12 protein-coding genes and 1 riboswitch are annotated in these 13,499 nt (G+C 64.9%); of the genes, 4 read left to right on the plus strand and 8 right to left on the minus strand.

The genetic code is table 11. The annotated features are described in order from the left end of the window. The first annotated feature begins 21 nt into the window (after positions 1 to 21). Positions 22 to 1,512, plus strand: a complete 1,491-nt coding sequence (locus XH92_RS11035) for an ABC transporter substrate-binding protein (protein WP_194459230.1) — start codon at positions 22 to 24, stop codon at positions 1,510 to 1,512. Positions 1,513 to 1,665: 153 nt separating this feature from the next. Here the strand turns inward: XH92_RS11035 and XH92_RS11040 are convergent, their stop codons facing one another. After that, on the minus strand, positions 1,666 to 1,806 hold the full coding sequence (locus XH92_RS11040) for a hypothetical protein (protein WP_194459231.1): 141 nt from the start codon (positions 1,804 to 1,806) through the stop codon (positions 1,666 to 1,668). Between the two features lie 430 nt (positions 1,807 to 2,236). On the opposite strand from XH92_RS11040, the gene XH92_RS11045 reads away from it, so the two are divergent. Continuing rightward, positions 2,237 to 3,946 (plus strand): PQQ-binding-like beta-propeller repeat protein, encoded by a 1,710-nt coding sequence (locus tag XH92_RS11045; protein WP_194459232.1) that lies wholly within the window; start codon positions 2,237 to 2,239, stop codon positions 3,944 to 3,946. Between the two features lie 283 nt (positions 3,947 to 4,229). Then, positions 4,230 to 4,796 carry a c-type cytochrome gene (locus XH92_RS11050; RefSeq protein ID WP_246788368.1) on the plus strand — a complete coding sequence of 189 codons (567 nt, stop codon included), beginning with the start codon at positions 4,230 to 4,232 and terminating at the stop codon, positions 4,794 to 4,796. A gap of 121 nt (positions 4,797 to 4,917) precedes the next feature. Here XH92_RS11050 and glyA read toward each other — a convergent pair whose 3' ends face one another. The 3 genes from glyA to bla form a co-directional block, all read right to left on the minus strand. Next, positions 4,918 to 6,195: a serine hydroxymethyltransferase gene (gene glyA, locus XH92_RS11055; RefSeq protein WP_194459233.1), complete on the minus strand. Its 1,278-nt coding sequence runs from the start codon at positions 6,193 to 6,195 to the stop codon at positions 4,918 to 4,920. A gap of 34 nt (positions 6,196 to 6,229) precedes the next feature. Then, positions 6,230 to 6,315, minus strand: a riboswitch (ZMP/ZTP riboswitch). An 83-nt stretch (positions 6,316 to 6,398) separates the two neighbouring features. Continuing rightward, positions 6,399 to 7,313: an ankyrin repeat domain-containing protein gene (locus XH92_RS11060; RefSeq protein WP_194459234.1), complete on the minus strand. Its 915-nt coding sequence runs from the start codon at positions 7,311 to 7,313 to the stop codon at positions 6,399 to 6,401. A gap of 132 nt (positions 7,314 to 7,445) precedes the next feature. Continuing rightward, complete coding sequence (gene bla, locus XH92_RS11065; RefSeq protein WP_194459235.1) at positions 7,446 to 8,363, minus strand: class A beta-lactamase; 918 nt, start codon at positions 8,361 to 8,363, stop codon at positions 7,446 to 7,448. Between the two features lie 100 nt (positions 8,364 to 8,463). Here bla and XH92_RS11070 point away from each other — a divergent pair, with 100 nt between their 5' ends. Next, the gene (locus XH92_RS11070; RefSeq protein WP_194459236.1) at positions 8,464 to 9,426 is read left to right on the plus strand and encodes a LysR family transcriptional regulator; all 963 of its coding nucleotides are present in this window, start codon (positions 8,464 to 8,466) and stop codon (positions 9,424 to 9,426) included. A 189-nt stretch (positions 9,427 to 9,615) separates the two neighbouring features. Here XH92_RS11070 and XH92_RS11075 read toward each other — a convergent pair whose 3' ends face one another. The 4 genes from XH92_RS11075 to XH92_RS11090 are packed head-to-tail and all read right to left on the minus strand — an operon-like array spanning position 9,616 to position 13,398. Next, positions 9,616 to 10,584, minus strand: coding sequence for an ABC transporter ATP-binding protein (locus XH92_RS11075; RefSeq protein WP_194459237.1), 969 nt, complete (start codon positions 10,582 to 10,584; stop codon positions 9,616 to 9,618). Then, complete coding sequence (locus tag XH92_RS11080) at positions 10,581 to 11,558, minus strand: ABC transporter ATP-binding protein (protein WP_194459238.1); 978 nt, start codon at positions 11,556 to 11,558, stop codon at positions 10,581 to 10,583. Before XH92_RS11080 ends, XH92_RS11075 begins: the two co-directional genes overlap by 4 nt. Then, the gene (locus XH92_RS11085) at positions 11,559 to 12,476 is read right to left on the minus strand and encodes an ABC transporter permease (RefSeq protein WP_194459239.1); all 918 of its coding nucleotides are present in this window, start codon (positions 12,474 to 12,476) and stop codon (positions 11,559 to 11,561) included. Next, entirely contained in the window at positions 12,442 to 13,398 is a 957-nt protein-coding gene (locus tag XH92_RS11090) for an ABC transporter permease (RefSeq protein ID WP_194459240.1), read from the minus strand. Before XH92_RS11090 ends, XH92_RS11085 begins: the two co-directional genes overlap by 35 nt. Positions 13,399 to 13,499 lie beyond the last annotated feature (101 nt).

Here is a 13,499-nt window from a genome sequence, read left to right on the forward strand (position 1 = left end):
GCACGTCCGGGGAGCAGACCAATGTTGAGGAAATGGTGCGTCATCGCGGCCGCTGCCGCACTCGCCGCAGCGCCGCTGCCGAGCCTCGCGCAGGGCAAGAAGGACAGCGTCGTGATGGGCATGACGCTGGAGCCGCCGGGACTCGATCCCACCAACGCGGCCGCCGCGGCAATCGCCGAGGTCACGCTCTACAACATCTATGAGACGCTGACCAAGATCAATGAGGACGGCTCGGTATCGCCGCTGCTCGCCGAGAGCTGGCAGGCCTCGCCGGATCTCAAGACCTACACCTTCAAGCTCCGCAAGGGCGTCAAATTCCACAATGGCGAGCCGTTCGATTCCGCGGCGGTGAAGTTCTCGTTCGAGCGCGCCGCGGCGCCGACCTCGACCAACAAGGACAAGAGCCTGTACCAGGCATTCGCGTCGGTGACGGCGCCCGATGCGGAGACCATCGTCGTCGCGTTGAAATATTCCGAGCCGAACCTGCCGTTCCTGCTCGGCCAGGCGTCGGGTTCGATTGTCGAGCCGAAGAGCGCGCCGACCGATGTGACGCAGCCGGTCGGCACCGGGCCCTACACGCTCGGCAGTTGGGCCAAGGGCTCGTCGATCACGCTGGTGAAATGGCCGGAGTATCGCAACGCTGCCGCGATCAAGCTCGCCAAGGTGACGATCCGCTTCATCAGCGATCCGGCCGCGCAGGTCGCGGCGCTGCTGTCGGGCGATGTCGACGCGTTTCCGCGGGTTGCGGCGGCGCGCAGCCTCGCACAGTTCAAGGCCGATCCGCGCTTCAGCGTCCTGATCGGCGGCTCGCGCACAAAAACCATCGCCGGCATCAACGAGCGCAGGAAGCCGCTCGACGACGTCCGTGTTCGCCGCGCGATCCTGGCCGCGATCGACCGCAAGGCGATGATCGACGGCGCGGTCGACGGCTTCGGCACGCCGATCGGCAGCTTCTACACGCCGGGATCGCTTGGCTATGTCGATACCACCGGTATCAATCCCTACGATCCGGAGCTCGCCAAGAAGCTGCTGGCCGAGGCGGGCGTCAAGACGCCGCTCGAGCTCAGCCTCAAGCTGCCGCCGCCGTCCTACGCGCGGCAGGGCGGCGAAATCCTCGCAGCCCAGCTCGCCAAGGTCGGCATCGTCGCCAAGATCGAGAACGTCGAATGGGCGCAATGGCTGTCGCAGGTGTTCACCGGTCCGCACAATTACGACCTCACCATCGTCGCGCATGTCGAGCCGTTCGACCTCGTGAAGCTGACCGAGCCGGATTACTATCTCGGCTACAAGTCCGAGGCGTTCAACGCGCTTTATCAGCAGATCATGGCAACGCCCGATGAGGCCGGCCGGGCAAAGCTGCTCGGCGATGCGCAGCGGATGCTGGCGACCGATGCGGTCGCCGGCTTCCTGTTCCAGCCGCAATTGATCACGATCGCCAGCAAGAAGCTGAAGGGCGTGTGGAAGGACGTGCCGCAGTTCGAGAATGATTTCTCGACCTGGGCTTGGCAGTGATTGCTTAGGGCGGTCCTGCTTCCCCGTCATCCTGAGGAGCGCGAAACGCGCGTCTCGAAGGATGAACGGCCCGGCTGGTGGCCGTCGATCCTTCGAGACGCCGCTTCGCGGCTCCTCAGGATGACGGGGATAGGGCCGCTTGACGCGGTGAACCTACCCGCTCTGCTCGGTGCTCGCGTTCGCAACCGCGCGCGCGACATTGGCGATCACCTCGTTGCACGTCTCCATCGGCGCGCTCGCCCCGGTCAAATAGACCGTTACCACGATCGGCTTGCGGCCGGGCGGCCAGAACACACCGATGTCGTTATAGGCGCCGCGCTCGCCGATGCCGGTCTTGTCGCCGACCCGCCAGTCGCGTGTGCCGCTGTCGCTTGACGTTTAGTCTCATTTTGCGTGCTGCGCCTGCGAAGGCGAATGTGTCCGGCCATGCGCGAAGACGCCGGAAGCCACCGATATTGCTCAGGTTGATGCAAGCCCGCGGTCGCAGCACTTCGAGCGCGCGAACGCATGCTGTTCCGGCTTCGCATTGAGCGCATCGGTTGTCTTTGTGAAAGACAACGCTAACATAGAACGCGTCCATCGATACCTGTCGTTGTCTTTTTTGATCACCTATTGCAGCGCAACCAAGCCACAACGGTGCGCACTCGCGACGGCGGCCAGGCCTCGAAGGGGGAGTAGCAAACATCATCCCTGATACTGCAACCAAGAAATAACGGGGGAGACTATGTACGTGAAAGGGCTTGCGGCATTCGCCGCAGCGGTCGGCGTTGGCCTGTTGTCCGGTGCTGCCATCGCACAGGAAGTCAAGCAGGAGAAGCAGTCGGTTCTAGGTAACGCCAATGTGCCGCCGGTGACCCAGGATCAGCTCAACGCCGCCGACAAGAATGCCAAGGACTTCCTGCTCACCAACGGAAATTACGCCCAGACGCGGTTTTATCCGGGCAAGCAGATCAGCCGCGACAATGTGAAGAACTTGCACGTCGCCTGGATATTCCAGACCGACGTCAAGGAGTCGCTCGAGACGTCGCCGATCGTGGTCGACGGCGTGATGTATGTCACGACGTCGTTCAGCCACGTCTATGCGCTCGACGCCAAGACCGGCCAGCAGCTCTGGCATTACGCCCACAAGATGGGCCCGATCACGATCTATTGCTGCGGTCCCAACAATCGCGGCGTGCAGGTGCTCGGCGACCGGGTCTATCTGGCGACGCTGGATTCCAAGCTGATGGCGCTGAACGCCAAGACCGGCGAGGTGGTCTGGACCACCAACATCGCCGATCCCGAACTCGGCTACAGCGAGACGATGGCGCCGACCGTGGTCAAGGACAAGGTGCTGATCGGCACCAATGGCGGCGAATACGGCATCCGCGGCTTCGTCCGCGCCTATGACGCCAAGACCGGCAAGCAGTTGTGGAATTTCAACACCATTCCGGAGAACTCGGTCGGCGTCTGGGCGACCAAGGACGCCACCGGCCGCGACATGCATCGTAATATCCAGGCCGAGAAGGACATGCTCGCCAAGATCGGCGATCCCTATGCCAAGCTCGGCGGCGGCGTGTGGCAGAACCCGTCGGTCGATCTCGCGACCAACCGGATCTACTTCGTGGTCGGCAATCCGTCGCCCGACCTCGACGGCTCCAACCGGCCCGGCGACAACCTCTACACCAACTCGCTGGTCTCGCTCGATCTCGACACCGGCAAGTATGTCTGCCATTTCCAGTACATCGCCCATGACGTCTGGGACCTCGACGCGGTCAGCCCGACCGTGCTGGTCAACGTCAAGGACAAGGACGGCAAGACGATTCCCGGCGTCATCCATGCCGGCAAGACCGGGCACATCTATGTGCACGATCGCAAGGACTGCAGCCTGATCCGCTTCTCCGAGGCGATGGTGCCGCAGGAGAACATGTGGGTGCTGCCGACCAAGGAAGGCGCGCGCATGTTGCCCGGCGCGAACGGCGGCGTCGAATGGTCGCCGATTGCGACCGACCCGGGACAGGCGCTGGCCTACGCCATCAACCTGCATCAGCCCATGCACTACCGTGTCGAGAGTTCGCCCTATCCGAACGGGAAGCTGTGGCTGGGTGGGGCCTTCACGGCAATCCCCGGTGAACAGCAGTCAGGCAACATCACCGCGGTAAACTACAACACCGGCAAGATCAAATGGCAGGTCAAGACACCCGAGCCCATGATCGGCGGCATTCTGGCTACCGCCGGCGGTCTGGTGTTCACCGGTGAAGGCAATGGCAAGTTCGCGGCCTATAATTCCTCCACGGGTAAGGAACTGTGGAGCTTCCGCGCCGGCGCCGGCGTCAATGCGCCGCCGTCGAGCTACATGGTTGGCGGCAAGCAATATGTCGTGGTCGGCGCAGGCGGTAACACCCAGGTCGACTTCAAGCGCGGCAACAACATCATCGCCTTCACGCTCGACTGAGCCAAGGCGTGAGGCAAAATCGCGCGTGCAAACATTGACAGCGAGGCGGGACCCGTTCGGTCCCGCTTCTGCTTTGTTCGGATGAAAGGTCCAACCGCGTCATTGCGAGCCAACGGGTCGCGCGGACGCGCGCCCGATGACAGGCTCCGCGAAGCAACCCATCGCGCCGCGGATGCGGAAGCATGGATTGCTTCGCCGCTTCAGCGCAAAATTGCCTTGCAATTTTGCCGCGAGCTCCTCGCAATGACCGAGGTAGACGGCTACTGCGCCTCAGGATGAGCTAATGTTCGATAAATTGATGATGTGCGGCGCCGCGCTGCTGTTGATGATGGCGGAGGTGCGTGCGGAGACGGTCGAGGAGAAGGTTGCGGTCTGCACCGGTTGCCACGGCGAGAACGGCAAGCCCGTCGACAAGACCATTCCGACGATCTGGGGCCAGCAGGCCGGCTATCTCTATATTCAGCTTCGCGATTTCAAGCGCGGCGATCGCAAGAGCGAGATCATGCAGCCGATCGCGACCCAGTTCGAGCGCGATGACATGCTGGCGATCGCCGAGTATTTCTCGCAGAAGCCGTGGCCGGATCTCGGCCAGCCGAGCGCGCCCAAGGACGTCGCAGCGAAGGCGCTCAGTGCCAGCGCTTCGGTCGGCTGCCCCGCCTGCCATCTCGATCGCTTCCAGGGCGACGGCACGGTGCCGCGGCTTGCCGGCATGGGACGGGATTACCTTGCCAGGACCATCGCCGATTTCCGCACCCGCGCACGCGGCAACAATCCCGGCATGTCCGACCTGATGCTGGCGACGTCGCCCGACGACCTCGCCGCGCTGGTGGACTATCTGGCGGGGCTGTAGCGGCGGGCAGGTTGACCCTCACGCGAGCGCAGGGCTGTCGCATATGCGTTTCTGGCGGTCGAGGTTGGGCGCCAGCGCCCGACCTCGTTCTGTACCTCTGCGCGCCAAGTTGCGGTGCCGATCAGTTCGGTCGAGACCTGGACAACACGCCTGGAACAGGAAAGGCTCGGCACATCTCGATGCACTCCGACCTGAGACGCGCGAGGACCGCATCGTCTCCATTCGCCTGTAGGGCCCCCGCAATGAACTCGCCGATACGGCGCATTTCGGAATCTCCCATGCCACGCGTGGTCGCTGCCGGTGTCCCAAGACGAATACCGCTCGGCCTGAGCGGGGGACGCGGATCGTCTGGAATAACTTGCTTGTTTGTGGTGATGGCGATGGCATCGAGCACGTCCTCGGCCGCTCGCCCGTCCAGTCCGACGGACGCTATCGTATCGACGACCATCATGTGATTGTCCGTCCCGTTCGTGACCAGCTTCATCCCGCATTCCATTAGCGTGTCGGCAAGAACCTTCGCGTTGCGCAGAACCTGTCGCGCGTAAACCTGGAAATCCGAGGTCGCCGCCTTCTTGAGCGTCACGGCAGTCCCGGCCACGACGTTCATGTGAGGTCCGCCCTGCAACCCGGGAAAGACGGAAGCATCGATCCGACCGGCATATTCCTTCCGGCACAGGATCATCCCGCCGCGGGGGCCGCGCAGTGTCTTGTGGGATGTCGTCGTCATGACGTCGAAGCCGGCATCAAGCGGATTGCGCATGACATTCGCGGCAACCAGTCCGCCATAGTGGCTCACGTCAGCCATCGTGAGCGCGCCGACTTCGTCGGCGATACTCTTGAACGCCGCATAGTCCAGGTCGCGCGGATAGGAGCTGTAGCCGCACAATACCATCTTCGGACGCGCTTCACGCGCAATCGCGCGCAATTCATCGAAATCTATCGCGCCGTTTGACGGTGCCGTCCTGTAGCGAATGAAGTTGAACAAACGCCCCATGTGGGACACCGGCGCGCCGTGGGTGAGATGACCGCCGTGCGACAGATCCATGGCGAGAATAGTGTCGCCAGGTTGCAATAGGCCGAGATAGACGGCCTGATTCATCGGTGATCCGGAAAGCGGCTGAACGTTGGCGTGCTCGGCACGAAAAAGCGAGCAGGCCCGCTGGCGTGCGAGGTTCTCGACGTCGTCCGTATACTGCTGGCCGCCGTAGTATCTGCGTCCCGGATATCCCTCGGAGTATTTATTGGTGAAGACCGATCCGAGCAGTTCAAGCACCTCCGGGTAGGTGTAATTCTCGGACGGAATCAGTTCGACGCCGTCCCGTTGACGGCGCTCTTCCCCCGCAAGGGCAGCGGCGATCTCTTGATCGTTGATGGACAGTTCGTTGCGAAACGACGGCATGATCGGGCTCCTCAACACGCTGTTTTTCCAGCAGATTGGTTGCCCAGGCGATCGGCGTCGAAACCCTTCGCGCTTCCCCGTGGTCGATTCCACGTTAGCTCGCCAGTCGCGCGATTGGACGAATGAGCACGGAGACTCTTCGCAAAAGAGAATTTACCCGACCTGCGGACCTTCCGCAACCAATGAGTCCATCGCGTCATGCTTCAGCGCGGCGTCAGCTCCTCGCGCAGCGCCGAGAGGATGGTGAGATCGGCGGCGTGTTTGCCGGCCTTGTCGGCCAGCGCCGCATCGGCGCCGTGGGTGAGCAGTGCTTTCGCAATAGCGGGATGGTTGCCCTCGGCGGCGATCATCAGTGCCGTGCGTCCGCGGGCGTCACGGTCGTCGACCCTGGCGCCAGCGTCCAGGAGATACGCGACGACCTCGAGCGCCTGTGCCTCCGGCACCGTCTCATCCGGCCCGGCCGCCCACATCAGCAGCGTCAGATCGTTGGCGTAGCGCGCGTTGATATCGATACCGAGCGCGACGAGCTGTTTGACGATGCCGAGCTGACCGCCGGCTGCCGCATAGACGACCGGCGGCTTGCCGGTGTCGTCGGCCTTGCGGCCGTCGGCGCCGTGCGCCAGCAGCGTGCGCACCACCATGTCCCTTCCGGCATAGGCGGCGGCCGCGACCGGGGAGGCACCGCTGCGGCCGGTGAAATTGACGTCGGCGCCGCGGTCGATCAGCCGTTGCACGATCGCGACATGGCCGCGTTCGGCGGCAAGATACAGCGCGGTCGATCCCGCAAGGTTACGCGCATCGACCGGCGCGCCGCGCGCCAGCAGCAGGTCGACCATGTCGAGATGGCCCGTGCGGGCGGCGTGGCTCAGCGGCCTCGCGCCGAGCCGGTCCCGCGCGTCGACCGAGGCGCCGCCGTCGAGCAGCTCGGTGGCGAGCTTGATGCAATCGGCATTGGCGGCCGCGAACAAGGTCAGCGAAATCTCGATTGCGCTGAGCTGTGCCTTGTCGGTCTCGTATTTGCGGATCAGCTCGCGGCACCGGGCCGGATCGGCCGCAGCAAGGCTGCTGGGAACGTGGCCTGCAACAAGCAGCGCGGCGAGGGCGATGCAGCGATACAAGACGTGTCCTCCGTATGGCCCGCTGATAGGTCAGCCATTCGGATTGAGCGTCGCATGATCCTTGGTTGCTGCCAAGCCGCGCAGCGAAGGCCTGCCGCGCAGCGCCGTTGGGCCGCGCGGTGTCGCGGCGTCCTAACCGGACTGCCCGGTGCTCGCATTCGCAACCGCGCGCGCGACATTGGCGATCACCTCGTTGCACTTCTCCATCGGAGCACTTGCCCCGGTCAGGTAGACCGTCACCACGATCGGCTTGCGGCCGGGCGGCCAGAACACGCCGATATCGTTATAGGTGCCGCGCTCGCCGGTGCCGGTCTTGTCGCCGACACGCCAGTCCCGCGGCACGCCGGCGCGCAGCCTCGTGTCGCCGGTCTTGTTGGCGACCATCCAGTCCACGAGCTTCTGGCGCGAGGCGGCCTGCAGGACGTCGCCGATCACCACGCGCTGCAAGCTCTTCAGCATCGCGGTCGGGCTCGTGGTGTCGCGCGGATCGCTGGGCACGGCTTCGTTCAGCTCCACCTCCCAGCGGTCCAGCCGGCTGATGTTGTCGCCGATGGTGCGGAAGAAGGCGGTGAGGCCGGCGGGGCCGCCGAGCTCGCGCAGCAGCAGGTTGGCGGCGGTGTTGTCGCTCAGCGTGATGGCGGCCTCGCAGAGCTCGGACAGCGTCATGGCCGATCCGACGTGCGCCTTGGTGACCGGTGCGTAGGCCAAGATATCCTTGGCCTCGATCTGCACGCGCTGGTCGAGGCTGGATTCCCCGCTGTCGACCCGGTGCAGCACGGCGGCCGAAGCCAACGCCTTGAAGGTGCTGCACATCGGGAACCGCTCGTCGCCGCGCCGGCTGGCGCGCAATCCGGTTTCCATGTCGAGCGCAGCGACGCCGAGCCGGCCGCTGGTCGCGAGCTCGATGCGTGCAAATTCCTGCTGCAGCCGCTGCGCCGGCTCGCCTGATCCCGCCGCGGCGTTCTGTCCTGCCGCAGCGCTTGGCCGCGGCAAGGTGCAGGACGCCGCAAGGCCCAGCGCGCGCAATCCAAATGTCCGTCTCGTCAGCATGTCGAATCTCCCGTTGGCGGCGCGAACCTGCCGGGCGGCGTGACGGCGCACAAACAATCATTTATACAACGAGGCATGAGGAAAACTTGGTCATGACGCCGTGCGCCGGCACCTTCCGTTGAACGCGCTGCGCGCCTTCGAGGCTTCCGCGCGGCTGCTCAGTTTCACCCGCGCGGGGATGGAGCTGCGCGTGACGCAGACCGCAATCAGCCACCAGGTCAAGCAGCTCGAGGAGCTGCTCGGCGCGAGCCTGTTCCGCCGGCTGCCGCGCGGGCTGGTGCTCACCGACGAGGGGCTGGCGCTGCTGCCGGTGCTATCAGATGCGCTCGACCGGATCGGGGCGGCGATCGACCGGATCGAGGCGAAGGGCACGCGCGAGGTCGTCACCGTCGGCTGCGTCACCACCTTTGCGACCGGATGGCTGCTGCAACGGGTCGACCGCTTCAAGCGCGCGCACCCCTATATCGACCTGCGCCTGCTCACCAACAACAACCGTGTCGACATCGCTGGCGACGGGCTCGATCTCGCGCTGCGTTTCGGCGACGGCTCGTGGCACGGTACCGAGGCGATCCACCTGCTGTCCGCGCCGCTGTCGCCGGTGTGCTGCGCTGATGTGGCCGGCCGGCTGCGCAAGCCGTCCGATCTCGCGCAGGAATTTTTGCTGCGCTCCTACCGCGCCGAGGAATGGCCGCTGTGGTTTGCGGTGGCGGACGCGCCGTGTCCAAAGATTCAGGGACCGATCTTCGACAGCTCCGTGGCGATGGCCGAGGCCGCTGCGCGCGGCGTCGGCGTCGGGCTGGTGCCGATCGCGATGTTCAACAACGAGTTGACCTCAGGCCGGCTGGTGCGGCCGTTCGCAGCCGAAGTCCCGGCGGGGTCCTACTGGCTGACCTGGCTGAAGTCGCGCGAGGTGACGCCCGGCATGCGCGCCTTCCGCGACTGGCTGCTGGATACGCTGCGGACGGAGGTGAGTGAGGCGGAGGACGCGGTAGCGTCTGCACCGCGGCCGAAGATCAAGGCAAAGGCCAGACCGAAGCCACGGACCAAGACCAAGCGGCGTTGACTTCTGACGACGTCATTCCAACTATCGTCGCCACTATTTCTGAATTATCGAATAATGCCGCTGAGTTGCCCGACATGTCAAGTGCCATGTCGAACACCCGCAGCCGCCGGCTACTTTGCATGGGGTTGTTTTCGATATTTTGGGCGGTGCGCCCTCGCGACGGCTGGCTATCGCATCTGGCGCACTACCTCACGCCAGATGGCACGCCACGAAATGCCCGTTGCTGCCTTCGCGCAACTCCGGCACCGTCTGGCGGCAGCGCTCTTCGGCGATCGGACATCTCGTGTGGAAGTGGCAACCCTGCGGCGGGTTCATCGGGCTCGGCACGTCGCCTTTCAGGCGGATGCGGTCGCGCTTCGCCTTCGGGTCCGCCACCGGCACCGCTGAGAGCAGCGCCTTGGTGTAGGGATGCTGCGGGTTGCGGTAGAGATCGCTGGCCTTGGCGAGCTCGACGATGCGGCCGAGATACATCACAGCGACGCGGTCGGAGATGTGCTCGACCACGGAGAGATCGTGGGCAACGAACAGATAGGTGAGATTCAGCTCGGCCTGCAGATCCTCGAGCAGGTTGATGACCTGGGCCTGGATCGAGACGTCGAGCGCCGAGACCGGCTCGTCGCACACGATCAGCTTCGGCTCCAGGGTCAGCGCGCGGGCGATCGCGATGCGCTGGCGCTGGCCGCCGGAGAATTCATGCGGATAGCGCCGCATGTGTTCGGCCTTCAGCCCGACCTTGACCAAGAGGCTTGCGACGCGGTCCTCGCGCTCGCTGGCCGAGGTCACGAGGTTATGGATGATGAAGGGCTCGCCGAGGATCGCGCCGACCGTCATGCGCGGGTTCAGCGAGGCGAACGGGTCCTGGAACACAAGCTGCATGTTGCGCCGCATGGCGCGCAGATCGCCGCTGCCGAGTCCGGTCACGCTCTGGCCGTCGAACACGACCTCGCCCGAGGTCGGTTCGATCAGGCGCAGCACGCAACGCCCGGTGGTCGACTTGCCGCAGCCGGATTCGCCGACGAGGCCAAGCGTCTCGCCGCGGTTGACCGCAAACGACACGCCGTCGACCGCATAGACCTGGCCGACCTCGCGCGAGAGCAGGCCGCCCAGCACCGGAAAATGCTTCTTCAGATTGCTGACGCGCAGCAGCGGCTCGCTCATGACGCGTCTCCGAGGTGGCAGGCCATGCGATGGCCGGGCGCGATCTCGCGCAGCCGCGGCTCCTTTTCGGTGCAGATGCGCATGGCGTGTTTGCAGCGGGGCGCAAACCGGCAGCCGGGCTTTGGATTGATCAGGATCGGCACCGAGCCGCCGATCGTCTCCAGCCTTGTCTTGTGCTCGGCGTCGAGATCGATGCGCGGGATCGAGCGGATCAGGCCCTGGGTGTAGGGATGGCGCGGATTGCCGAACAATTCGTCGACCGGCGCTTCCTCCACCACCTTGCCTGCATACATCACGACGACGCGCTGCGCGGTCTCGGCGACCACGCCCATCGCGTGCGTGATCAGCATCACCGCCATGCCGAAGCGTTCCTTCATGTCCTGCAAGAGGTCGAGGATCTGCGCCTGGATGGTGACGTCGAGCGCGGTGGTCGGCTCGTCCGCGATCACGAGCTTGGGCCGGCAGGCCAGCGCCATCGCGATCATCACGCGCTGGCGCATGCCGCCGGAGAACTGGTGCGGATAGTGATGCACGCGGCCCGCGGCATTGGGGATCTGCACCAGCTTCAGCATCTCGACGGTGCGCTCCAGCGCCTGCTTCTTGGTCACCGCCTCGTGGCGGCGCAGGCTCTCGGCGATCTGCTCGCCGATGGTCAGCACCGGGTTGAGCGAGGTCATCGGCTCCTGGAAGATGAAGCCGATCTCCTTGGCCCTGATGTCGTCGAGCTCGTGGCTGGTCAGCGGCACCAGGTCGCGGCCCTCGAACATGATCTCGCCGGCGACGATCTTGCCCGGCGGCATCGCGATCAGCTTCAGGATCGACATCGCGGTGACGGTCTTGCCGCAGCCGGATTCGCCGACCACGCACAGCGTCTCGCCGCGGTTGATGCTGATGTCGACGCCGTCGACCGCCTGGACGATGCCGTCGTCGGTGGTGAAATGGGTTTTCAGGCCCTTGATGTCGAGCAGCGCCATTCAGATCACCTTGCGGGCGTCGAGCGCGTCGCGCAGCCCGTCGCCGATGAAGTTGATGGCGACGACCGCGATGAAGATCGCGCCGCCCGGAAACAGCGCCCAGTGCGGGCCGATGTCGAGAAAGTCCTTGGCGTCATAGAGGATGCGGCCCCAGGTCGGCGTGTCGGGCGGAAAGCCGAGGCCGAGGAACGACAGCGTCGATTCGGCGATGATCGCGGCGGCGACGTCGATGGTGCCGGCGATGATCACGGGTCCGAGCGCATTGGGCAGGATGTGGCGCACCACCTGCCGCACCGGGCTCGCGCCGAGCGCGCGCGCCGCCTCGACGAATTCCTTCTCGCGCAGGGAGAGGAACTGGGCGCGCACGAGGCGGGCGACCGGCATCCAGCGCAGGCCGCCGATCACGAGCACGATCAGGATGAAGATGCCGCCCTCGGGGCCGAACGCCGCCTTGAGCCCGTCGCGGAACAGATAGATCAGCATCAGGAGCAGCGGCAGCTGCGGCAGCGACAGGAACAGGTCGGTCAGCCACATCAGCGCGTAGCCGAGCGCGCCGCGCGACATGCCGGCGAGCGCGCCGATCAGCGTGCCGACGAACACCGACACCAGCATCGCGGCGAGGCCGACCGCGAGCGAGATGCGGCCGCCATAGATCATGCGGGCGAGCAGGTCCTGGCCGAGATCGTCGGTGCCGAACGGATGCGCCAGCGAGGGGCCCTGCAGGCCCGCCAGCACGTCGATGTCGCTGATCGAGACGCGCCAGACGAACGGGCCGATCACCACGGCCGTGATCAACAGCAGCAGCAGCACGGCGCTGACCACGGCCGGCTTGTGCCGGCGGTAGCGCCGCCAGGTTTCACGCAAGGGCGAATAGCCGCGCCGCTCAGCGGAAGGAGATGCGAGGGTCAAGCCAGCCATAGAGGACATCTGCGATCAGGTTGAACAGCACCACGAGGCACGCGAAGACGAAAGTAACGGCCATCACGACCGGCGTATCGTTGGCGAGGATGGAGGAAATCAACAGCGAGCCGATACCGGGAATCCGGAAGATCTGCTCGGTGACGATGGCGCCGCCGAACACGGCAGGCATTTGCAACGCGATCAGCGTGACGACCGGGATCATCGCATTGCGCATCACATGCTTGACGATCACCTTGGCCTGCCCGAGGCCCTTGGCGCGCGCGGTGGTGACATAGTCGAGCCGGATCACGTCGAGCATCGCCGAGCGCACGAAGCGGGTCATCGACGCCGCCTGGAACAGGCCGAGCACCATCACCGGCATGATGGCCTGCCGGATCATCTCCAGCATCCAGGGAATGCCGCTGCCCGGCACGTCGGTATAGACGAACGGCAGCCAGTCGAGCTTCACCGAGAACACCAGGATGAACAGGATGCCGGTGAAGAAGGTCGGCAGCGAGAAGCCGATGAAGGCGAAGGTGTTGGCGAGCTGGTCGAACAGCGAATAGGGCCGGGTCGCGGCATAGACGCCGACCGGGATCGCGATCAGCAGCGCCAGCAGCTGCGACGAACCGACCACGTAGAGCGTGGTCGGCAGCCGCTGCAGGATCAGTGTGTCGACGTCGATCCGGCTGACAAAGGAGAAGCCCCAGTCGCCCTGCGCCATCGCCGCAAGCCAGTGCAGATAGCGGAGGTAGATCGGATCGTCGAGACCGAACTTGGTGCGCAGCGCGGCCTGCACCTCGGGCGGCACGTTCGGATTGGTCGCGAGCTCGCTGAACGGATCGCCCGGCGCGAGCGCCAGCACGACGAACAGCACGACCGAAATCCCGAGCAGGCTCGGGATCGCGATCATCAGACGGCGCAGGATATACTGACTCATCGACAGATCATCTGACTAACGCTCGCACCTTGAGCACGTTGAGTTGGCTTCCAATCGAAAGGCGAGCTTCACCTCGCCCCGCGTGCGGGGAGAGGTCGGAA

Source organism: Bradyrhizobium sp. CCBAU 53421, from assembly GCF_015291625.1.
Lineage (GTDB): Bacteria > Pseudomonadota > Alphaproteobacteria > Rhizobiales > Xanthobacteraceae > Bradyrhizobium.

Excerpts from the sequence above, each read along its gene's own strand:
- XH92_RS11035 (WP_194459230.1), top strand. The coding sequence starts at position 22 with ATGTTGAGGAAATGGTGCGTCATCGCGGCCGCTGCCGCACTCGCCGCA.
- XH92_RS11045 (WP_194459232.1), top strand. The coding sequence starts at position 2,237 with ATGTACGTGAAAGGGCTTGCGGCATTCGCCGCAGCGGTCGGCGTTGGC.
- XH92_RS11050 (WP_246788368.1), top strand. The coding sequence starts at position 4,230 with ATGTTCGATAAATTGATGATGTGCGGCGCCGCGCTGCTGTTGATGATG.
- glyA (WP_194459233.1), bottom strand. The coding sequence starts at position 6,195 with ATGCCGTCGTTTCGCAACGAACTGTCCATCAACGATCAAGAGATCGCC.
- bla (WP_194459235.1), bottom strand. The coding sequence starts at position 8,363 with ATGCTGACGAGACGGACATTTGGATTGCGCGCGCTGGGCCTTGCGGCG.
- XH92_RS11075 (WP_194459237.1), bottom strand. The coding sequence starts at position 10,584 with ATGAGCGAGCCGCTGCTGCGCGTCAGCAATCTGAAGAAGCATTTTCCG.
- XH92_RS11080 (WP_194459238.1), bottom strand. The coding sequence starts at position 11,558 with ATGGCGCTGCTCGACATCAAGGGCCTGAAAACCCATTTCACCACCGAC.
- XH92_RS11085 (WP_194459239.1), bottom strand. The coding sequence starts at position 12,476 with ATGGCTGGCTTGACCCTCGCATCTCCTTCCGCTGAGCGGCGCGGCTAT.
- XH92_RS11090 (WP_194459240.1), bottom strand. The coding sequence starts at position 13,398 with ATGAGTCAGTATATCCTGCGCCGTCTGATGATCGCGATCCCGAGCCTG.